The following is a 20,923-nucleotide window of genomic DNA, read 5'->3' on the forward strand; positions in this document are numbered from 1 at the left end:
TTCGCCACTCGACCGACGAAGGCGTCAGCGCCAGAGGTTCTGGAGGTCGAGCATGACGCGGGGGATCGCGTTCATCTGGGCCTGCGCGAGCAGGATGACCACGGCGTAGCAGACGACCGTGATGAGCGGGATCCAGCCGTACCAGGCCGCCGCGAGCCGGCGGACACGTGCCGACGCGGGAATATGTCCGGATCGCAGGTCGTGCAGGGTGACGATCCAGAACAGCGGAATGGTCACGGCCCAGGTGAGCATGCACCAGGGGCAGAGCACGTCGAGCACGTAGATGCTCTGGTAGATCAGCCAACCGACGAACACGAGCGCCCCGGCGACGCCGATGTTGAAGCCGGCCCAGAACCAGCGTGCGAACGTCGCGCCGGCGAGCAGCGCCACGCCGATGGTGATCACGATGGGCCACGCCATCAGGCCGAGGAACGGGTTCGGGAACCCGAAGACCGCACCCTGCCAGGACGCGAGGTTCGTGCTGCAGCCCACGAGCACGCCGACGTTGCAGCTCGGCACATGCGTCGAATCCTGCAGCGTGAGCACCTTCTCGAGCGACAGATCCCATGCGGCCAGCAGGCCGAGCGCGCCGAGGACGATGAGCGAGATGGCGAGGCCGATGGGCCTCGGACGTGCTGGGGCATCCGACATGTCTCGATTCTGGCATGGGGAATCGGCGGGTTCCTCGCCGGTCGTGCGATAATCGAGGAAGTCGACCGGGCCGCGCCCGGATACGACGCCAACGAAGGCTTCACGGGTGCACCGCACCCGAATGGGCGGTGAGCACACCGCAAGACGTGGCGACAAGGCAAACCTGCCGGTCGCAGTAGGTGAGAATTGGCGGTCCTGCGTACCACGCAGAATCGCTCGAGAGAGTACGGAGAGGGTGGCGCGGCCATCCCGACCGGCGTAGGAGTGCACCAGAGATGGTGGAAGGCAACGAGAACCAGAACAACCGACCCGATTCGAAAGGCGCGCCCAAGCGGCGTGGCGGCCTCTTCGGCGGTCGCCGTGGGCGCGGTCGAGGTGCGCAGCAGTCGCCTCCGACCCAGGTCGAGGAGGCCGTCGAGGCGGCTCCCGCCGATCCGGTGACGGATGCCGCGCCCTTCGGCACGAGTCCAGCCGATGAGACGGCGCAACCGCAGGCGTCGGCCGCGACGGAGGCCACCGCCCCGGCCGAGCCGGCGACCGATGACGCCCACCACGGGCGCCACGTCGCGGCATCCGACGGCGGTGCCGACGTCGCCGAAGAGACCGACGAGGCACCCGTCTCGCCGATCCCGTCGAACCTCACGACGACGTCGCTGATCTTCCACGCGCCGCCCGTGCTCGTGGTGCCCGACGAGCCGGCGCACCAGGAGCGCGGCGACCGGGGCGACCGTGAGCGCGACGGCGACCGCGGCGGCCGGGGCGACGATGAGGCCTCGAGCATCCGCCGGCGCACGCGTCGCCGCAGCGGCGAGGAGCCGCGCACGAGCGGCGACCAGCCCGCGAACACCGTCGTCAAGGTGCGCACGCCGCGCGAGCCCGAGCTCATCACCGAGCCGCAGCGGGTCAAGGGCTCCACGCGCCTCGAGGCCAAGAAGCAGCGTCGACGCGACGGCCGCGACGCCGGCCGTCGCCGCACCATCATCACCGAGTCGGAGTTCCTCGCCAGGCGCGAGTCCGTCGACCGCTCGATGATCGTGCGCGAGAAGGGCGGCCGCATCCAGATCGGCGTGCTCGAAGACGGCGTGCTCGTCGAGCACTACGTCGCGCGCAATCAAGACGCGTCGCTCATCGGCAACGTCTACCTCGGCCGCGTGCAGAACGTGCTGCCGAGCATGGAGGCCGCGTTCGTCGACATCGGCCGCGGCCGCAACGCCGTGCTCTACTCGGGCGAGGTCGACTGGGACGCCGCCGCCGAGAACGGCGAGAAGAACCAGCCGCGCCGCATCGAGCTCGCGCTCAAGCCCGGCGACCGGGTGCTCGTGCAGGTCACGAAAGACCCCGTGGGCCACAAGGGCGCACGCCTGACCAGCCAGGTCTCGCTGCCCGGCCGCTACCTCGTGTACGTGCCGAACGGCTCGATGAACGGCATCAGCCGCAAGCTCCCAGACACCGAGCGCGCGCGCCTGAAGAAGATCCTCAAAGAGGTGCTGCCCGAGAATCAGGGCGTCATCGTGCGCACCGCGGCCGAGGGCGCGACCGAGGAACAGCTCACGCTCGACGTGAACCGCCTCATCGCGCAGTGGGCCGACATCTCGACCCAGCTCGAGAAGGTGCAGGCGCCTGCGCTGCTGCACTCCGAGCCCGACCTGCTCATCAAGATCGTGCGCGACGTCTTCAATGAAGACTTCCAGAAGATGATCATCGAGGGCGACGAGGCGCGCGGCACGATCGAGCGCTACCTCCGCGCCGTCGCGCCCGACCTGCTCGAGCGCATCGAGGCCTACACGGGCGAGCGCGACTCCTTCGACGAGTTCCGCATCAGCGAACAGATCGAGAAGGCGCTCGACCGCAAGGTCTTCCTGCCCTCAGGCGGTTCGCTCGTCATCGACCGCACCGAGGCGATGACCGTCGTCGACGTCAACACCGGCAAGTTCGTCGGATCCGGCGGCAACCTCGAAGAGACCGTCACGAAGAACAACCTCGAGGCGGCCGAGGAGATCGTGCGCCAGCTGCGCCTGCGCGACATCGGCGGCATCATCGTGGTCGACTTCATCGACATGGTGCTCGAGTCCAACCGCGACCTCGTGCTGCGCCGGCTCATCGAGTGCCTCTCACGCGACCGCACGAAGCACCAGGTCGCCGAGGTCACCTCGCTCGGCCTCGTGCAGATGACCCGCAAGAAGCTCGGACTCGGCCTGCTCGAGACCTTCAGCGAGCCGTGCGAGGTCTGCGCCGGCCGCGGCATCATCGTGCACCACGAGCCCGTGCTGAAGCACCGAGCGCCGCAGCAGCAGCCCGAGCGTCGCCGCAGCGGGCGCGGCGGCAACCCGTCCGGTGCGACGCAGCAGCAGCGGGCGGTCGCCGAACCGAGCACGCACACCGGCACTCACGCGATCACCGAAGACGTCAAGCACGCGCTCGCGCAGATCGCCGCCTCGACGATTCCGCACACCGAGCACCGCGACGACCCGGCATCCGCCGACGCGACCGCGGTGACGGCACCCGAGCCGGGCGAGAAGCCCGCCGAGGAGCAGGGCACGCGCCCCGGTCGTCGCCGCGGCCGCGGCCGACGCGCCTCGCGCGAGCAGGCGACCGCGCCCGGCGCCGAGGTCACGGCCGTCGTGTCCGAGTCGTCCCAGGCCGAGGAGCCGACGACGGATGCCGCGACCGACGAGTCCTCGTCGGCGCAGGCCGTCGCAGCGGAGGCCGCCGTGGTCGAGGCATCCGACGGCCCTGCCGCCACGGCCGACGCGACCGAAGCGACGGACACCGTTGACGAGGAGCCGGTCGAGACGCTGCCCGAGGTCGCCGCGATCCTCGACCTCCCGATCGTGACCACGCCGCGCAACCGACCCGAGCCGGCCGCGACCGCGGACCTGCTCGACTCGGTGCTCGATGCGCTCCCGGCGCCGAAGAAGGCCGGAGAGGGCCGCTCGCGCAGCCGTCGCGTGTCGACCGCGGCGCTGTCGCCCACGAGCGGGGCGCCCGTGATCACCCGCGCCGGCGAAGGCGATGCGAACGACGCCGATCACGAGGCATCCGTCGACTGAGTTCGACGGCGGAGGGGCTCGCCCGACGTCAGTCGGTCGAGCCCCCTCTGCGTTCGCGTCGCTCGCGCGGCGTGATGCGCAGGCCGCTCGCGGCGAGCCGGCGCACGAGTTCGCGCGGGGAGACCGCAACGGCGCCCGCGGAGACGAGTTCGTCGTAGCGTTCGACGGGCACGTCGTAGTGGTCGAGGTCGAACGCCCTGACCGGCAGGCCGGCACGATCGGCGAACGCCCGGAGCTCGGCGATCGACTCGTCGCTCACGAGGTGCGACCACACCGTGCCGTGCTTCGGCCAGAGCGGCGTGTCGATGAGCACGGTCATGGCACGATCCTAGGCCGCGCGGTTCGCGACGCGCCGACGGCCCGCGTTTGACCCACTCAGGTCCATCCGGTAAACTCGACCGTTGGTGCCGCCGCTTATCCCGGTGTGCCCACTGCAGGCTCCTCATGTCGAGAATCGCCTGCACCATCGTTTTCTGGCAGTGACGACCCTCCTTCCCGCTGGGGTCCCGCGCAGTGACACCCCATCAGACAGTCGGAATCCCCGTGGTTCCCCAGAGATAGGTACGAGTAGTGGTTTACGCAGTAGTGCGCGCCGGCGGTCGGCAGGAGAAGGTCGAAGTCGGCACCATCGTGACGATGGACCGCATCAAGGCCGACAAGGACGGCAACGTCCAGCTGGTCCCGGTCCTCCTCGTCGACGGCGAGAACATCACCTCCGACGCCAAGTCGCTCGCGAAGGTCACGGTCACGGCCGAGGTCCTCAACGACCTCCGCGGTCCCAAGATCGTGATCCAGAAGTTCAAGAACAAGACCGGCTACAAGAAGCGCCAGGGCCACCGTCAGGAGCTCACGCGCGTCAAGGTCACCGGCATCAAGTAGCAGCAGCGGCTCGCAAGGAGAATCAGACATGGCACACAAAAAGGGAGCGAGCTCCACTCGCAACGGTCGTGACTCGAACGCGCAGCGCCTCGGCGTGAAGCGCTTCGGCGGCCAGGTCGTCAGCGCGGGCGAGATCATCGTCCGCCAGCGCGGCACCCACTTCCACCCGGGTGCGGGTGTCGGTCGCGGTGGCGACGACACGCTGTTCGCGCTCGAGGCCGGCTCGGTGCAGTTCGGCACCAAGGGCGGCCGCAAGGTGGTCAACATCGTGGCGGCCGGCGAATAGCCGACCGACAGGTTTCGTGAGGGCGGGCTTCGGCTCGCCCTCACGTGTTTTCAGAAGAGAAGGGCAGGGCGCATGGTCAGCTTCGTCGACGAGGTGACGCTGTTCGTGCGCGCCGGGCACGGGGGCAACGGGTGCGTCTCGGTGCGCCGCGAGAAGTTCAAGCCGCTCGCAGGCCCCGATGGCGGCAACGGAGGGAGCGGCGGCGACATCACGCTCGTCGCCGATCCGCAGGTCACCACGCTGCTCGCGTACCACGGCCGCCCGCACCGCAGCTCCGGCAACGGGCAGCCCGGCATGGGCGACAACCGCTCAGGCGCCGCCGGCGAGCCGCTCGAGCTGCCGGTGCCGGTCGGCACGGTCGTCAAGGACGCCGACGGCACCGAGCTCATCGACCTCACCGAACCGGGCATGCGCTACGTCGTCGCGCCCGGCGGTCAGGGGGGCCTCGGCAACGCCGCGCTCGCCTCCACCAAGCGCAAGGCCCCCGGCTTCGCGCTGCTCGGCACCCTCGGCTACGAGGGCGAGGTCAAGCTCGAGCTGAAGTCCATCGCCGACGTCGCGCTCGTGGGCTACCCGTCCGCCGGCAAGTCGAGCCTGATCGCGGCCATGTCCGCGGCGCGGCCGAAGATCGCCGACTACCCGTTCACCACGCTGCACCCGAATCTCGGGGTCGTCGAGGCGGGCGACCACCGCTTCACCGTCGCCGACGTGCCCGGCCTCATCGAGGGCGCGAGCGAGGGCAAGGGCCTCGGGCTCGAGTTCCTCCGGCACGTCGAGCGCTGCTCGGCGCTGCTGCACGTGCTCGACTGCGCGACGCTCGAGCCCGGCCGCGACCCGCTGAGCGACCTCGACGTCATCCTCGGCGAACTCGCCGCGTACCCCGTGCCCGATGGGCAGACGCCGCTGCTCGAGCGCCCGCAGCTCATCGCGCTCAACAAGATCGACGTGCCAGAGGCACGCGACCTCGCCGAGCTCGTCAAGCCCGAGCTCGAGGCGCGCGGGTTCCGGGTCTTCGAGATCTCCACCGTCAGCCACGAAGGCCTCCGACAGCTCGGCTTCGCCCTCGGCTCGCTCGTCGACGAGGAGCGCAAGGCCGCCGCCGCCGCGGCGATCGAGGCGGGCCCCCGCATCGTCATCCGCCCGAAGGCCGTCAACGAGGCCGACTACGTCGTCAAGGCCGAGGGCGGCAGCTACGGCACCATCTATCGCATCCTGGGCGGCAAGCCCGAGCGCTGGGTGCAGCAGACCGACTTCGCCAACGACGAGGCCGTCGGCTTCCTCGCCGACCGCCTCGCGCGCCTCGGGGTGGAAGACGCCCTCGTGCGCGCCGGCGCCGTCGCCGGCTCCACCGTGGTCATCGGCCCCGGAACCGGCGTCGTGTTCGACTGGGAGCCCACGCTCACCTCCACGGCCGAGCTCATCACCGCGCCGCGCGGCACCGACGTGCGCCTCGACGAGAATCGTCGCCAGACGCGTGCCGAGCGCCGCAGCGAGTACCACGATCGCATGGACGCGAAGGCCGAGGCCCGCGCCGAACTCGATCGCGAGCGCGAGGCCGGCATGTGGTCCGATGACGAATCCGGCGAAGAGCCGGCACCGGCCGACGCGCCGGCGGAGGCCGAGGGCGAGCGATGACCGTGCGCAGCCGCGATGACATCGTCGCCGCGAAGCGCATCGTCGTGAAGGTCGGATCCTCCTCGATCAGCGGCGACAACGCCGCGCAGATCGGCCCGCTCGTCGACGCCCTCGCCGCCGTTCACGGCCGCGGCACCGAGCTCGTGCTCGTCTCATCGGGGGCAATCGCGACCGCCATTCCGTTCCTCGACCTCGACGGACGCCCCGACGACCTCGCGACCCAGCAGGCCGCCGCCGCGGTGGGGCAGAACGTGCTGATGTGGCGCTACCAGACGAGCCTCGACCGGTTCTCGATCATTGCAGGCCAGGTGCTGCTGACGGCCGGTGACCTCGAGAACGCGACGCCGCGTTCGAACGCGCAGCGCGCGATGGACCGACTGCTCTCGCTGCGCATCCTGCCCATCGTCAACGAGAACGACACCGTCGCCACGCACGAGATCCGGTTCGGCGACAACGACCGGCTCGCGGCGCTCGTCGCCGAGTTGATCGGTGCCGACCTGCTCGTGCTGCTCTCCGACGTCGACGCGCTCTACACGAAGCCGCCCCACCTCGAGGGCGCGGAGCGCATCGCCCATGTGCCCTTCGGCGACGAGCTGACCGGCGTCGAGATCGGTTCGGTCGGTCGCGCGGGCGTCGGCACCGGGGGAGCGGAGACGAAGGTGTCCGCGGCGCGCATCGCCGCCGCGGCCGGCGCAGCCGTGCTCATCACGGCGACGCCGCTCGTCGCCGAGGCCCTGAGCGGCGCCTCGATCGGCACCTGGTTCGATGCCGCCCCCGAGCGTCATACGAACCCGGCAGAGGCGGCGCTCGCCTAGGCTGAGGCCATGGAGCAGCCCGACTTCGACCCCACCGTGATCGACGCCCGGCTCGCCGCGGCGAAAGAGGCGTCGTACCGTCTCGCACGCGCGACGACGGCCGAGAAGGATGCCGCGCTCGAGCGCATCGCCGGCGACCTCCGCGCCCGGGCGACCGAGGTCATCACGGCGAACCGACTCGACCTCGACGCCGGCCGCGAAGCCGGACTCACGACGGGCCTGCTCGACCGGCTCGCACTCGACGAGCGCCGCATCGACGCCCTCGCCGACGCCGTGCTCGACGTCATCTCGCTCACCGACCCCGTCGGCGAGACCCTGACCGGCCGCACGCTGCCGAGCGGGGTGCGCATCGACCAGATCCGGGTGCCGCTCGGCGTGGTCGGGGCCATCTACGAGGCTCGCCCGAACGTCACGATCGACATCGCCGTGCTCGCCCTGAAGAGCGGCAACGCCGTGGTCCTCCGCGGCGGCACGGCCGCCGAGCAGACGAATCGCGTGCTCGTCGACGTGCTTCGCGGCGCGCTCGACGCCGTCGGTCTCCCGGCGGGGGCCGTGCAGACGGTCGACGACTACGGGCGCGCGGGCGCACGCCACCTGATGCAGGCACGCGACTACGTCGACGTGCTCATTCCACGGGGGAGCGCCGGGCTCATCCGCGCCGTCGTCGACGAGGCGCGCGTGCCCGTCATCGAGACGGGTGCCGGGGTCGTGCACATGTTCCTCGACGCGAGCGCGCCCGAGCAGTGGGCGGTCGCCCTCGTCCACAACGCCAAGGTGCAGCGCCCCAGTGTCTGCAACGCCCTCGAGACGCTGCTCGTGCACCGTGACGCCGTCGACCGCGTCCTGCCCGCGGTACTCGACCGGCTCGAGGCATCCGGAGTCACCATCCACGCCGACGAGCGGGTGCGGGCCATCAGGCCCGACGCCCTGCCCGTGACCGATGAGGACTTCGCGACCGAGCACATGAGCCTCGACCTCTCGGTCGCGGTCGTCGACTCCATCGACGACGCGCTGGCGCACATCCGGACCTTCTCGACCAGGCACACCGAATCGATCGTCACGAACGACCTCGCCAACGCCGAGCGCTTCCTCAACGAGGTCGATTCGGCCGCGGTCATGGTCAATGCCTCGACGAGGTTCACGGACGGCGCGGAGTTCGGCTTCGGTGCCGAGGTCGGTATCTCGACGCAGAAGCTGCACGCCCGCGGCCCCATGGGACTGCCCGAGCTCACGAGCACGAAGTGGATCGTGCGCGGCGCCGGTCACGTGCGCGCCTGACATCGCTAGACTGTCTCGAGCACCACTGAAGTCTTCGAAAGGAATCGGCGAATGAGCCTCTCCAGCACGGTCCTGACCGGCATCCTGGCATCCGAGTCGGTGAACGCGCGCGAGCTGCCCATGGAGTCGTGGGTCTACGGGCTCGTCACCATCTGCATCTTCGCGGTGCTCGCGTTCGTCACCGCGTCCTACCGCGACGTCGCCAACCGTCACCGGGCCAAGGCCGAGGCGTTCGCCGCCCGCCACGGAGCCGAGCACGGCGAGCACGGCGGCCACTGAGCCGGTTCGGCGCCGTGACCATCGGTGAGGCGCGTCGACCACGGGTCGGCGTCATGGGCGGCACGTTCGACCCCATCCACCACGGTCACCTCGTCGCCGCGAGCGAGGTCGCGCAGTCGCTCGACCTCGACGAGGTCGTGTTCGTGCCGACCGGGCAGCCGAGCTACAAGTCGAACGTCACCGAGGCCGAGCACCGCTACCTGATGACCGTCATCGCGACGGCGTCCAACCCGCGCTTCACGGTCAGCCGCGTCGACGTCGACCGCGCCAAGCCCACGTTCACGATCGACACGCTGCGCGATCTTCGACGCGAACGCGCCGATGCCGACCTCTTCTTCATCACCGGCGCCGACGCGATCGCCCAGATCCTCTCGTGGAAGGATGTCGCCGAGCTGTGGGAGCTCGCCCACTTCGTGGCTGTGAGTCGACCGGGACATGACCTCTCCATTCACGGTTTGCCGGAGCAGGACGTAAGCTTGTTGGAGGTCCCGGCATTGGCGATTTCATCGACCGACTGCCGAGACAGGGTGCGCCGGGGTTTCCCGGTGTGGTACTTGGTGCCCGATGGGGTCGTCCAGTACATCTCGAAGCACCACCTCTATCGGAGTGTCGAATGACGTCGTCGCAGGAACCACAGCTGACGCGCCGCGAGATGCGCGAGCGCGAACGCCTGCAGGAGCAGGCAGCTTCGCCGACCCCGAATACCGCTCCGAGCGGGGCGACGCCGATCGTTCCGGCCGCTCCCCAGCCGGCGTCGCAGCCCGCGCCCGTGCCCGTGTACGCCGCCCCGGCGCCCGCGAACGGCACGCCGTCGAACGGTGCCACTCGAGCACCCCAGGCCGCGCCCTACGGCCAGCATCCCTCGCCCTATCCGACGGCGGCACCCGCGACGCCGCTCCCGCCGGTCACGGCGCAGCCGCCGAGCAGTTTCGCGCCTGCGGCCCCTGCGCGGCCGGCCCCGTCCGCTCCCGTCCCGCCCGCACCCGTTCCTCCGATCTCGGCACTGCCGGTCGCTCCGATCACGCCGGCGCCGTCCGTGCCTGCCGCGCCCGCACCTGCCGCGCCGAGCGCCCCGACCCCCGAGCGCACGCTGACCCGACGAGAGCTCCGGGCGATGCTCGGCAGCACCGCAACAGAAGCCGACGATCTCGACGACGTCGATGACGAGATCGCGGGCGCAACCGCCATGGACGCGCCACGTGCACCGGCGGCCACGTCGTTCCCGGCAGCGTCGTCACCTGTCCCTCCGGCCGGCTCGTCCGCCGCACCGACCGCAGCGCCGGCGCCGGCGCCGGCGCCGGCGCCGGCGCCGAACACCGTGCCGCGCCAGCCGATCCCGCACCAAGAGGTCGCGGCATCCGCGGCCGAGCAGCCCAGTGCCGCCGCGAAGCCGGTCGGCCACTGGACCTCGCAGCTCGACGCACCCGTCGAGGCGCAGCCGTACGACCAGGTGCTCTCGCGGGGCGGCGTCGGTCGCGGCGTGCCGACCACCACGAACGCGCTCATCCTCCCGACGCTTCCCGACCACGCCGGCATCCCTGCGCCGCTCGCCGACAACGGCGAGATCATCGTCACCGGGTCCATCGACCTGCCTCGCAGCTTCGGAGCGACCGGCGTGCACCCCAGCCAGATCGACTCGTCAGACGTCGACCGCCTCTTCGACCAGGTCGAAGACGGCGCGACCGCCGGCGCACCGGTGTCGGCGACCCGTGCCATCAGCACGCAGAGCGCAGCGAAGGCCGTCATGGCCCCGCCCTCGAAGGAGGGCATGAACGTTCCGCTCGTGCTCGCCGTCACCGCCGGTGTCCTGGCGCTCGGCGTCGTCGCCACGCTGGTCATCGGGGCCCTCACCGGACTCTTCTGAGTCCGCGATCCATCAGCCATGCATTCCAGACCGGAAACGAGCGTATGACCGCATCCGACCACGCCCTCGACTCGCTCGCCATCGCGGCGCGCGCCGCAGACTCGAAGGGCGGCGACGATCTCGTCGCACTCGACGTCTCGCAGCCCCTGCCGTTCGCCGACGTGTTCCTCCTCGTGACCGGAACGAGCGAGCGCAACGTCATCGCGATCGCCGACGAGATCGAAGACGTCCTCCGCGACGCCGGCTCGAAGACGCTGCGCCGCGAGGGACACTCGACCGGCCGCTGGATCCTGCTCGACTTCGGCGACCTCGTCGTGCACGTCTTCCATCCCGAAGACCGCATGTACTACGGCCTCGAGCGCCTCTGGCTCGACTGCCCGGCCGTGCCTCTGGAACCCCTCCTCGCCGGCTGACGAGGAGAGCGGCCAGCCGAGCTTCCCTCGATTTCGTTCCGGGCGCGAGGCTGGTGTAAGCTCAATTCGTTGCTTCAAGCGAGGCAGAACGGGTCTGTGGCGCAGCTGGTAGCGCACCTGCATGGCATGCAGGGGGTCAGGGGTTCGAGTCCCCTCAGATCCACCGAAACCCCTGATGAACGCAAGTTCATCAGGGGTTTTTGCGTGGAATGAGCGCGTGTAGGGCCTCTTGGTCCTGTGTGGATTGTGGATTCGGACGAGGTTCCACAGGTATCCATCCCTGCGTGAGACCACGGGTGGAGTACCAGGGGTCTGTGCCGCACTCCTGGACCCCGTCGACAGCGAGCTGCCCGACGCACACGAGCACCTCGACACGCCCCGCGTCGAGATCGTCGAATCAACTCTCTGCAGCAGTTGCCGTTCGTCCCGCCGGGTGGAGCCGGGCGGCTTCGCGCGGGCGCAACGCCGTCGACAGCTGTCGAAGTGCGCGCTCGATGACGTCGAGCGACGCCGCGTCCGCCCCACCGGTGGCGGTCTCCAGTGCAGGGCGGATACTGGTGGCGCGGATCTCGGCCACCCGCTCCGATGTCTCGTCGGCGTGACGCAGGAGTGTGCGCCGGCCGTCGTCCGGATCGGGCTCGCTGACGACGGAGCCCGCCTTCACCAGGCGGGCGACGGCTTGCGAGATCGCGCTCTGCGGAAGTCCCGATCGCGCTGCGATCTCTCCGACGGTGCTGCCAGGGTGCCCTGCGATCTCGCTGGCAGCGAGCAGCGTCGTGCGGTTGCCGACGGAGCCCGTACCGAGGTCCGGAAGCGCGCTCTCCGCGATCTTCATCAAACGCCTGCCGAGAAGAAAGAGTTCCACGGGGTCCATGCTCAAATACTATCAAAGGTGATACATCAGTGTTGATGCATCAAGAATGATGGAGTATCGTGAGCTTCATGACCTTCCCCATCGAGGAACACTCGCTCATCCGTCGTCCCGCAACTGTGGCACTGTCCGGAATGGACCTTTACTACGAGACCCGTGGTAGCGGACCACTTCTACTGATCTCGGAGAGCGGCGAGGGCGACGCAGATCGCAGTGCGCAGCTCGCCGACCGGCTCGCACGCTACTACACGGTCGTCACATACGACCGCCGCGGACTCTCCCGCAGCATGCCGCTGGAGAACCGGCCTGTGACCATCGAGACGCATGCCGACGACGCCATCCGCCTGATCGATGCGGTGCGCGACTCCGGGCTCGACGGGCTGACCGAGGAACCCGCGGTCATGCTCGGCTGCAGCATCGGAGCGGTGATCGGCCTGCACGTCGCGGTCGAGCGTCCGGATCTGCTCGCCGCGCTGATCGCGCACGAGCCGGTTGCGCCGTGGCTGCTCCCAGAGCAGGAGGCGGCGCTGCACCGCGCCGAGCTGCAGCACTGCCAGAACGTCTTCCACGAGCAGGGCTGGCGGGCAGCGCTCGCGCCCATGGCGAAGACCCTCGGCATCGATCCCTCGAACCAGCAGACCGAGCCGGATGTCATGCTCCCCGCCTTGGATGACCGGCGGGCGATGAACTTCTCGCACTTCCTGGGAGTCGACTTCTCGGCCATCGCCGCGGATCGTCTGGATCCGGCGGAGCTGCGCGAGACGCCTGTACGCATCATGCCCGCAGTAGGCGGCCTGACGCCCCGGGCCGTCTTCGATCGGCTCTGCGCCGAGCGTCTGGCGCGACTCCGCGACGTGCAGCTGCTGGAGTTCCCCGGCGGGCACAACGGCAACATGACCCATCCATCGGCGTACGCGAACGCCGTGCTGGCGGCGCTCGGCCGAGTGGATGGCATCGGCAACGCCGTTGGCGAGCGTTGATGTGCCCCGCGAGCGGCCACGGCGAGCCCCGCAGCCCCGCATGGTTCGGCAACACCAGGCTGATCGAAAGCGTTGGGCACCTCGGTCGTCTCGCATGCCGCTCGGTCCATCGGCGGCCCACGCGGTAGTGTGACCTTCGGGAGCGCGGCGGGCACACCGCGCCCGCGAGGGGGTGGGCATGGCACCGGCACGCACCGAGCGCGGCCTCGATCGGCTCGTGAACTTCTCCGACGCCGCCGTGGCGATCGCCATCACGCTCCTGATCCTGCCGCTCGTCGATCTGGCGGGCGAGATCGGCGACGAGCACTTCGGGGAATTCGTCGCCGAGAATTTCGGCGCATTCGTCGCCTTCGTCGTGACCTTCGCAGTGATCGGCCGGTTCTGGGTCATCCACCATCAGGTGTTCGAACTCGTGCGCGACTACTCGCTGCGGCTGATGTGGGCGAACATGCTGTGGCTCGCGAGCATCGTGTTCCTGCCGTTCGCGGCGAACGCCGTGTCGACGAGTTCGGCCGACGACGGCAGTTTCGACGCGGTCTACATCGGGACGATGTTCGTCACGACGACGGCGATGCTGCTCATGGAGTTCGAACTGCGCCGGCATCCGGAGTTGCTGGCCGAGGGCGCACGGGAGCAGATCGACCTCGGTCGCGCGTTCGGCGTGCTCGTCATCCTCGTCGTCTGCGGGGTGCTGGCCGTGCTCGTTCCCTCGGCCGGCATGCTGTGGGTGCTGCTCCTGTTCGCCGCGGCGCCGGTGACGAATGTGCTCCGCCGCAGCATCCCGGCGCTTCGCAGATAGCTCCGTGGGGGGCTTTCGGCAGCGCGGCGCGGTTCCTTGACCCCCTTCGGGGAGGAGCACAGAATTGGGTGTCAGCAACGCACGGGAAGCAGGGAGAGCATGAGCGACGCGAGCACTCGTCCGGTCTACAGCCAAGGAGCTTCGAGCGAGCCGGCGGTGTCGCAGGCCGAGTCGGGCCTGCCCGACGACGGCTTCCCCGAGCTGCAGGACGGCACGACCGAGCGCGAGGTCACGGCCGAACCTGCGGCGAAGCCCCGGGTCTGGAGCCGCGACCTGCGGTTCATGCTGGTCGTACTCGTGGCCATCGTGGTGCTGTTCCTCGCCTTCGCGCTGGTCATCGCCTTCAGCCCGACCGGTGAGGCGATCAGTGCGCTCGCGATCATCGCCGCCCCCATCGCGACCATGGTGGCCGCCTACTACGGCATCTCGCTCGCACTGCGTCAGGTGAGTGAGGCGCGTCACGCCGCCGAGGCTGCCGAGGCCCGCGCCCGTGCCGCGGAGACGAGTGCACGCGAGTCCGACGCATGGGCCGCACAGATGGAGTCGGGCCTCCGGGTCGCGGTGGCCAAGCTCAAGGGTGCGGCCGTCGACACGCGCGACGTGGAGCGCGCCGCCGGCACGCCCGACGAATTCTTCTGATCGGCGCGAGGCGCACGAGGCGCACACGGCGCACGACGCACGCGAAGGACTGAACGGCCCGGCTCCTCGAGCGATCGAGGAGCCGGGCCGTTCGGCCGTTCGGGCCGCCGTCAGAGATCGGCCAGCAGCGACACCGGGTGCTCGATCGCGCGGGCCACGTCGGTGAGGAAGGCCGCGGCCTCCGCACCGTCGCAGACGCGATGGTCGAACGAGACCGTGAGTTCGGTGACCCGTCGCACCGCGAGCGCGCCGTCGACGACCCACGGCCGCTCGATGATGCGCCCGATGCCGAGCATCGCCGCCTGCGGGTGGTTGATGATCGCCGCCGATCCGTCCACGCCCAGGGTGCCGTAGTTGTTCAGCGTGAAGGTGCCGCCGGTGAGCGCCGACGGTGGGAACCGCCCAAACGAGGCCTGCTCGGTGCGCTCGGCGATCGCGTCGCGCAGGCCGCGGAGCGACATCCGCCCGGCGGCGTGCACGACCGGCACGACGAGTCCGCGCGGGGTCTGCGCAGCCATGCCGAGGTGCACATCGTCGTGGAAGATGATCTCCTCGCGTTCGGCGTCGAAGGCCGCGTTCAGCGACGGATGCCGCAGCAGGGCCGCGACCGTGAAGCGGGCCACGAGCGCGGTGACGCCGAAGCCCTCACCGGTCGCGGCCTGCAGGTCGCGGCGCGCCGCGAACAGGCCGGTGGCGTCGACGTCCATCCAGACCGTGGCATCCGGGATCTCACGGCGCGAACGCATGAACTGCGCGGCGGCCGCCTTCTGCACGCGGTCGAGGGCGACCCGGCGTTCGCCGGCACCCGCAGCGGAGTCGGGGCTGGCCACGACGCGAGGGGCGGATGCCTCGTGGCCCACCATCGGCGTCGGCGCGACCGAGGCCGCGCCCGCCGTGTCGAGGCCGGCGATGAACGACTCGACGTCGCGGCGCACGACGAGGTGCTGCGGGCCCGTTCCCTGGAGCCGGCTCGCGTCGAAGCCGTGCTCGCGGGCGAGCCTGCGCACGATCGGCGACACCACGGGGGAGCGCCGGGCGGGGTCGAGCTCGAGGATCGCGGTCGACGCGGGCGCCGACGCGGGCGTCGAGGCCGAACGAGTGGGAGGCGCGGCGAAGGAGCCGCGTCCGCGGCCGAACCGCGACGGCGCACTGGAGGAGCGCACGGTCGGGGCGCTCGCACGGGTTCCGTAGCCGATGAGCACGGCACCCGACTCATCGGCCCGCGCGGAAGCGGCGACGACGACGCCCGGTTCGGCCGGTGCGGCGGCGGTCGGCGCGACCGCAGCGTCGGATGTCGCGGCATCCGAAGCACTGCCCGACGCCGTCGGCACACCCGGTGCGGACGCCCCCAGCGGCTCGAGGCTCAGCAGCACCTGGCCGGCGTGCAGCACCTGTCCGACTTCGCCGCCGAGCGAGGCGACCACGCCCGCGAACGGCGTCGGCAGCTGCACGACGGACTTGGCCGACTCGAGCTCGACGACGGGCTGGTCGATCGCGACCTCGTCGCCGGGCCGCACGAGCCAGGCGACGACCTCGGCCTCGGTCAGGCCCTCGCCGAGGTCGGGCAGGATGAAGTCGCGGGTCATGCGAGGTCCCACTCCCAGGTCGCGAGTGCGGCGAGCACCCGGTCGGCGGTGGGCAGGTGGAACTCCTCGAGCTTCGGCGACGGGTACGGGATGTCGAATCCCGTGATGCGCAGCACCGGAGCGGCGAGGTGGTGGAAGTTGCGCTCGGTCACGCGTGCGGCGACCTCGGCGCCGTAGCCGCCGAACTGCGCCGCCTCGTGGATCACTGCGGCGCGGGACGTCTTGCGTACGGAAGCCGAGACGGTCTCATCGTCGAAGGGCGAGAGGCTGCGGAGGTCGACGACCTCGATCGAGAGCCCCTCGGCCGTCGCGGCATCCGCGGCCTCGAGGGCCGTGCGCACGGTGGGGCCGTACGCGAGCAGGGTCACGTCGGAGCCTTCGCGCACGACGACCGCTCGATCCATCGGAGCCGTGCGCACCGGGAGCTCGAGCGAGTCCTTGGCCCAGTAGCGGCTCTTCGGCTCCATGAACACGACCGGGTCGTCGCCCTCGATCGCCTCGCGGAGCATCGAGTACGCGTCGGCCGGGTTCGAGGGCATCACCACGGTGAGGCCGGGCGTCGCGGTCCAGTACGCCTCCGACGAGTCCGAATGGTGCTCGACCCCGCCGATCGCCCCAGCGCAGGGGATGCGCACCACCATCGGCAGCGGCATCCGCCCCTTGGTGCGATTGCGCATCTTCGCGACGTGCGAGACCATCTGCTCGAATGCGGGATAGCTGAAGGCGTCGAACTGCATCTCGACGACCGGCCGCAGGCCGTACATCGCCATGCCGATCGCGGTGCCGACGATGCCCGACTCGGCGAGCGGCGAGTCCCAGATGCGGTCCTCGCCGAACGTCGCTTGCAGGCCGTCGGTCACGCGGAAGACGCCGCCGAGCGGGCCCACGTCCTCGCCGTAGACGACGACGCGGTCGTCGGCCGCCATCGCGTCGCGCAGTGCGGCGTTCAGCGCCCCGGCCATCGTCAGCGTCGAAGGGGCGGATGCCGCGGGCTCCGGTCGTGCGTCGGTCGTCGTCGCGGTCATCGGGCGACCCCTGCGGGTGCGGCGGGCGCGGCGGATGCCGACGACTGGGCGGATGCCTCGGCGAGCTCGGCCTCGAGGCGATCCCGCTGCTCGCGGAGGGCGGCACGCGGCCGGGCGTAGACGTGGTCGAAGAGCTCGAGCGGATCGAGGTCGGCCTCCGCGGTCATGACCTCGCGCGTGTCGGCGGCGACCTGCTCCGCGGCATCCGCGATCTCGGTGCGCACCTGCTCGCTCAGCGCCCCCTCGGAGACGAGGTATCGCTCGAGCCGCTCGATGGGATCGCGGCGCTTCCAGTGCTCGACGTCGCGCGCGGCGCGGTACCTCGTGGGGTCGTCGGAGTTCGTGTGCGCCTCGACACGGTAGGTGAGCCCCTCGATGAGGGTCGGTCCGCCGCCGGAACGCGCGCGCTCGACGGCCGCCTGCGTCACGGCGTACATCGCGGCGACGTCGTTGCCGTCGACGTGGAAGCCGGGCATGCCGTAGCCGACGGCCTTGTCGGCGAGGGTCGCGGCGCGGGTCTGGCGCGCGATCGGCGTGGAGATCGCGAACTGGTTGTTCTGCACGACGAAGACGGTCGGCGTCTGCCAGACCGCCGCGAAGTTGAACGCCTCATGCGCGTCGCCCTCGCTCGTCGCGCCGTCGCCGAGCATCGTGAGCGCCACGATCGGGTCGCTGCGCAGCCGCGCGGCGTGCCCGAGGCCCACGGCGTGCAGCGCCTGCGTCGCGAGCGGGGTCGCCTGCGAGGCGCATCGGTGCGCGTGCTGGTCGTAGCCGTTGTGCCAGTCGCCGCGGAACGAGGCGAGGATGTCGCCCGGCGCGATGCCGCGCGTGAGCAGCGCGACGCTGTCGCGATACGTCGGGAAGAACCAGTCGCGCGCCTCGAGCGCCGAGATCGCGCCGATCTCGCAGGCCTCCTGGCCGAGGGCCGAAGGGTAGGTCGCGAGCCGGCCCTGCCTGGTGAGGGCCGTGACCTGCACGTCGAAGCGACGCGCGACGACCATGCGTCGGTAGAGGTCGAGCAGCATCGCGGGGGAGGGCAGCTCGAACCCGCCCGTGGCCGAGCCGCGCACGGCGTGACCGGCGTTGTCGAGGAGCCGGATCGGCTTCTGGGACGGCAGGGTGCGGGTATCGGGTCGCTCGACGCTGAGGCTCATGGCTCCATCGTGGAACGCGCGGATGCCTCGTGGCGGGCGTTCGCGCAAAGGGTGAACGATCGGCTCCGCCACCGCGAAACGCGGGCCGTTCGTCCGCCGCGCGGCCCTCAGGCGCGCCAGATGTCCAGCGATTGCGCGGGGGGCCTGCCGTCGATCTCGGCGAGGATGAGATGCGACCTCGTCGACACCACGCCGGGCAGGTCGTGGATGTCGCGGAGGATCGCCTGGCTGAGCTGCTCGTGGTCGGGCGCGCTCACGGTCAGCATGATGTCGATGTCGCCCGAGACGGCCTGCACCTTCTCGACGAAGGGCAGGGTCGCGAGCTTGGCCGCGATCGCCTCCCACGAAGCGTCGCCGCCGATGCGCACGACGACGAGCGCCGAGATGTTCAGGCCGATCGCCTTGCGATCGATCTGGGCGCCGAAGCCGGTGATGACGCCGCGCTGCATGAGGTGCTGCACGCGATTGTGCGCCGCCGTGCGCGAGATGTGCACGCGCTCGGCGAGCGTGCGCACGGAGAGGCGCCCGTCGCGGCTGAGCTCCGCGACGATGCGGCGGTCGATGCCGTCGATCGGATCTGCGTTGCGGTGGTGGTCGGTCATCATCGTCCTCGCTGCTCAGCGTACCGGCGACGGGCGCGCTCCAGCGAGACCCGCATGGGCGCATCGCGCAGTCGCCGGGGGAGCAGCGGCCAGATCCGGGCCACGGTGGCGAGCCAGGCCTCGGCGACGCGCGCCGCGCGCGGGGTCCACCGGAAGCCGTAGCCGTCCCGGATCGCGGGCGGCAGCAGCGCCGCGGTCACCAGGCGCAGCGGCGGCAGCAGGAGGCCGGCACCCGGCGGCAGGGCGGCGGATGCCCCGAACAGCGTGCGCGCGACCCCTCGGGCCTCATCGCCCACGCGCAGGGTCGCGAGCCTCGCCACCCACCAGGCGTCGAACTCGGCGCGCGTCGTCGGCCACCCCTGCCGGGTCGCCTGCAGGTTGAACCCGAGCGGGGCGTAGCCGCGCACGATCGCGTCGGCGCGCTCCGGGGCGAGCGGGCCCCAGACCCGCTCGTGCACGTCCAGCGCGACCGCGAGCAGCGTCGAGGCGACCCATCGCTGCGCGTCGGCGTCGAACGCGCTGTACTCGATGCCGACGACATCCGTCTCGGCGGAATCCGTTTCGCCCACGGCAGCCGCCCGGCTCGCGGCATCCGGCCGCCCGGCACCTGCCGCGACACCGCGCACCGGAACGTGCCGCGCGTTCACCCGGCGGACGGCCTCGGCGGCGAGCGCCTCGTCACCGAATCCGACCGCGTAGACGTAGTCGAGCGTGCCGAAGAGCCGGTCGAACGGCCGTGCGGCGAAGTCGCTGTGTCGGGCGACGCCGTGCGCGACCCGCGGGTCCGCGAGCTGCAGCAGGATCGCCGCACCGCCGCCGAGCAGCAGCACGCCTTCCGCCGCGTGCGCCCGGAACACCGCACGTTCGTCGAGGTCGTCCATGACCCCATCAGTACCAGTTCACGGCCTCCGAGTGGGCCCACGCCGCACACGGCGAACCGTATCTTGAGGAGATGTACGACAGGCCCCACTCGATCTGGGTCGCCGCGTTCGTGCGCCAGTCGGCGCCCGCGCTGGCCATCTTGCTGCCCGGCAGCGACTGCGGGATGCCGTACGCCCCGCTCGAGGCGTTGTAGGCGTCGGCCCGCCAGCTCGACTCGCGCATCCACAGCGAGTACAGGCACTGGAACTGGCCGTCATCCCAGCCGTAGCGGGCGACGGCGGATGCCGCGTACGCCTGGGCGCTGCCGGGGTCGACGTCGATGCCGGGCGGAGGAGCCTCGAAGTCACCGTCGCCACCACCGCCACCGCCACCGCTCGCGGCGGCAGCGGCCTCTGCGGCGGCGGCCGCCGCCGCTTCGCGTTCGGCACGTTCGCGCGCCTCCTGCTCGCCGATGCGATAACGACGCTCGACCTCGACCGATCGGTCGCGAAGGCTCGCCAGCTGGGCGTAGAGCGTGTCGAGCGCGGACTGCTGCTCGGCGACCCGGGCCTCGGCTGCGGCATGAGCGGCCTCGGCCGCCGCCGCGGCGTCTGCGGCCTCTGCGGCGAGTCGCTCGCGTTCCGCCTCGGCGAGGTCGGCCTGGTCGCGCAGCAACGCGGCATCCGCTTCGGCCGCCTCGGCGCGCGCCGCGACGCCGCCGATCACGTTCGTCAGTTGGGCCGCCCGCGAGAGCCCGTTGAGCAGTCGCCCCGAGGCGTCGGAGTCCAGCAGCAGCCGGAGGCCCACATCGGCGCCGCCGGATCGCGCCAGCACCGCAGCGGTGCGACCGAGCGCTTCGGTGGCCTCGGTTGCCGCGTCCGCGGCGGCCGTCGCCTGCGTCCGGAGGGTCTCGGCGCGAGCCGCGGCATCCGCCTTCGCCTGCTCGGCGATCGCCGATGCGGCTGCCGCCTCGACCGCGGCGTCGCCCAGGCGTCCGGCCTCGCTCTCGAGCTGGTCGACGAACGCGGTGATGCGGTCCGCCTCGGCCTCGCTCGCGCCGACCTTCGCCTTCGCCGCCTCGACCTCGTCCCAGGTGGGGTAGTCCTCGGCGTGCGCGGCCGTCGCGGGCACGACGAGGGCGGCGATGAGCGCCAACGTCAGGCAACCACGCATGAGACCCCGCACGAACACCCCCTCCGAGCCCGGCCACTCTACCCAGCACCCTCGCCATCGGCTGGCGGACACGCAGCGTAGAC

The 20,923-nt window shown here is 71.0% G+C and carries 22 protein-coding genes and 1 tRNA gene; 14 read left to right on the forward strand and 9 right to left on the reverse strand.

Translation table 11 applies throughout. From position 1 onward, the window contains the following. Window positions 1–24: 24 nt before the first annotated feature. Window positions 25–651, reverse strand: coding sequence for a vitamin K epoxide reductase family protein (locus tag AC3IPY_RS09635; RefSeq protein ID WP_489184080.1), 627 nt, complete (start codon window positions 649–651; stop codon window positions 25–27). A gap of 275 nt (window positions 652–926) precedes the next feature. Between AC3IPY_RS09635 and AC3IPY_RS09640 the strand changes: the two genes are divergently transcribed. Beyond that, a complete protein-coding gene (locus AC3IPY_RS09640; protein WP_489184081.1) occupies window positions 927–3,701 on the forward strand; it encodes an Rne/Rng family ribonuclease in 2,775 nt (924 codons plus the stop codon). 28 nt (window positions 3,702–3,729) lie between these two features. On the opposite strand, the gene AC3IPY_RS09645 is transcribed toward AC3IPY_RS09640, so the two are convergent. Then, on the reverse strand, window positions 3,730–4,020 hold the full coding sequence (locus AC3IPY_RS09645) for a DUF4031 domain-containing protein (RefSeq protein ID WP_489184082.1): 291 nt from the start codon (window positions 4,018–4,020) through the stop codon (window positions 3,730–3,732). Between the two features lie 251 nt (window positions 4,021–4,271). Between AC3IPY_RS09645 and rplU the strand changes: the two genes are divergently transcribed. The 10 genes from rplU (at window position 4,272) to AC3IPY_RS09695 (ending at window position 11,313) form a co-directional block, all read left to right on the forward strand. Beyond that, on the forward strand, window positions 4,272–4,580 hold the full coding sequence (gene rplU, locus AC3IPY_RS09650; protein ID WP_156997854.1) for a 50S ribosomal protein L21: 309 nt from the start codon (window positions 4,272–4,274) through the stop codon (window positions 4,578–4,580). A gap of 28 nt (window positions 4,581–4,608) precedes the next feature. After that, window positions 4,609–4,866, forward strand: coding sequence for a 50S ribosomal protein L27 (rpmA, locus tag AC3IPY_RS09655; protein ID WP_156997855.1), 258 nt, complete (start codon window positions 4,609–4,611; stop codon window positions 4,864–4,866). 72 nt (window positions 4,867–4,938) lie between these two features. Further along, window positions 4,939–6,501: a GTPase ObgE gene (gene obgE, locus AC3IPY_RS09660; RefSeq protein ID WP_489184083.1), complete on the forward strand. Its 1,563-nt coding sequence runs from the start codon at window positions 4,939–4,941 to the stop codon at window positions 6,499–6,501. Then, the gene (gene proB / locus AC3IPY_RS09665) at window positions 6,498–7,316 is read left to right on the forward strand and encodes a glutamate 5-kinase (protein ID WP_489184084.1); all 819 of its coding nucleotides are present in this window, start codon (window positions 6,498–6,500) and stop codon (window positions 7,314–7,316) included. Before obgE ends, proB begins: the two co-directional genes overlap by 4 nt. A gap of 9 nt (window positions 7,317–7,325) precedes the next feature. Next, window positions 7,326–8,594 (forward strand): glutamate-5-semialdehyde dehydrogenase, encoded by a 1,269-nt coding sequence (locus AC3IPY_RS09670; RefSeq protein WP_489184085.1) that lies wholly within the window; start codon window positions 7,326–7,328, stop codon window positions 8,592–8,594. Window positions 8,595–8,645: 51 nt separating this feature from the next. Beyond that, the gene (locus tag AC3IPY_RS09675; RefSeq protein WP_489184086.1) at window positions 8,646–8,873 is read left to right on the forward strand and encodes a hypothetical protein; all 228 of its coding nucleotides are present in this window, start codon (window positions 8,646–8,648) and stop codon (window positions 8,871–8,873) included. A gap of 53 nt (window positions 8,874–8,926) precedes the next feature. Next, window positions 8,927–9,490 carry a nicotinate-nucleotide adenylyltransferase gene (gene nadD / locus AC3IPY_RS09680; RefSeq protein WP_232057466.1) on the forward strand — a complete coding sequence of 188 codons (564 nt, stop codon included), beginning with the start codon at window positions 8,927–8,929 and terminating at the stop codon, window positions 9,488–9,490. Further along, a complete protein-coding gene (locus tag AC3IPY_RS09685; RefSeq protein WP_489184087.1) occupies window positions 9,487–10,737 on the forward strand; it encodes a hypothetical protein in 1,251 nt (416 codons plus the stop codon). Before nadD ends, AC3IPY_RS09685 begins: the two co-directional genes overlap by 4 nt. Window positions 10,738–10,781: 44 nt before the next feature. Continuing rightward, window positions 10,782–11,150, forward strand: coding sequence for a ribosome silencing factor (rsfS, locus tag AC3IPY_RS09690; RefSeq protein ID WP_489184088.1), 369 nt, complete (start codon window positions 10,782–10,784; stop codon window positions 11,148–11,150). A gap of 90 nt (window positions 11,151–11,240) precedes the next feature. Then, window positions 11,241–11,313, forward strand: a tRNA-Ala gene (locus AC3IPY_RS09695). A 234-nt stretch (window positions 11,314–11,547) separates the two neighbouring features. On the opposite strand, the gene AC3IPY_RS09700 is transcribed toward AC3IPY_RS09695, so the two are convergent. Then, window positions 11,548–12,024 (reverse strand): MarR family winged helix-turn-helix transcriptional regulator, encoded by a 477-nt coding sequence (locus AC3IPY_RS09700; RefSeq protein WP_489184089.1) that lies wholly within the window; start codon window positions 12,022–12,024, stop codon window positions 11,548–11,550. Window positions 12,025–12,092: 68 nt separating this feature from the next. Here AC3IPY_RS09700 and AC3IPY_RS09705 point away from each other — a divergent pair, with 68 nt between their 5' ends. The 3 genes from AC3IPY_RS09705 (at window position 12,093) to AC3IPY_RS09715 (ending at window position 14,439) form a co-directional block, all read left to right on the forward strand. Further along, entirely contained in the window at window positions 12,093–13,001 is a 909-nt protein-coding gene (locus tag AC3IPY_RS09705) for an alpha/beta fold hydrolase (protein ID WP_489184090.1), read from the forward strand. Between the two features lie 178 nt (window positions 13,002–13,179). Beyond that, window positions 13,180–13,800, forward strand: coding sequence for a TMEM175 family protein (locus tag AC3IPY_RS09710; RefSeq protein WP_489184091.1), 621 nt, complete (start codon window positions 13,180–13,182; stop codon window positions 13,798–13,800). Between the two features lie 99 nt (window positions 13,801–13,899). After that, complete coding sequence (locus tag AC3IPY_RS09715; RefSeq protein WP_489184092.1) at window positions 13,900–14,439, forward strand: hypothetical protein; 540 nt, start codon at window positions 13,900–13,902, stop codon at window positions 14,437–14,439. 110 nt (window positions 14,440–14,549) lie between these two features. On the opposite strand, the gene AC3IPY_RS09720 is transcribed toward AC3IPY_RS09715, so the two are convergent. From AC3IPY_RS09720 to AC3IPY_RS09745, 6 genes are all read right to left on the reverse strand, one after another. Beyond that, window positions 14,550–16,025 (reverse strand): dihydrolipoamide acetyltransferase family protein, encoded by a 1,476-nt coding sequence (locus AC3IPY_RS09720; protein ID WP_489184093.1) that lies wholly within the window; start codon window positions 16,023–16,025, stop codon window positions 14,550–14,552. Then, window positions 16,022–17,050, reverse strand: a complete 1,029-nt coding sequence (locus AC3IPY_RS09725) for an alpha-ketoacid dehydrogenase subunit beta (protein WP_489184094.1) — start codon at window positions 17,048–17,050, stop codon at window positions 16,022–16,024. The genes AC3IPY_RS09720 and AC3IPY_RS09725 overlap by 4 nt, the downstream gene beginning before the upstream one ends. After that, entirely contained in the window at window positions 17,047–18,204 is a 1,158-nt protein-coding gene (pdhA, locus tag AC3IPY_RS09730; protein ID WP_489184095.1) for a pyruvate dehydrogenase (acetyl-transferring) E1 component subunit alpha, read from the reverse strand. Before pdhA ends, AC3IPY_RS09725 begins: the two co-directional genes overlap by 4 nt. A gap of 107 nt (window positions 18,205–18,311) precedes the next feature. Next, on the reverse strand, window positions 18,312–18,806 hold the full coding sequence (locus AC3IPY_RS09735; protein WP_489184096.1) for an Lrp/AsnC family transcriptional regulator: 495 nt from the start codon (window positions 18,804–18,806) through the stop codon (window positions 18,312–18,314). After that, entirely contained in the window at window positions 18,806–19,687 is an 882-nt protein-coding gene (locus tag AC3IPY_RS09740; protein WP_489184097.1) for an oxygenase MpaB family protein, read from the reverse strand. The genes AC3IPY_RS09735 and AC3IPY_RS09740 overlap by 1 nt, the downstream gene beginning before the upstream one ends. Before the next feature lie 7 nt (window positions 19,688–19,694). Next, entirely contained in the window at window positions 19,695–20,852 is a 1,158-nt protein-coding gene (locus AC3IPY_RS09745; RefSeq protein WP_489184098.1) for an aggregation-promoting factor C-terminal-like domain-containing protein, read from the reverse strand. Between the last annotated feature and the right edge of the window lie 71 nt (window positions 20,853–20,923).

This window comes from Agromyces sp. GL_144 (assembly GCF_057834305.1).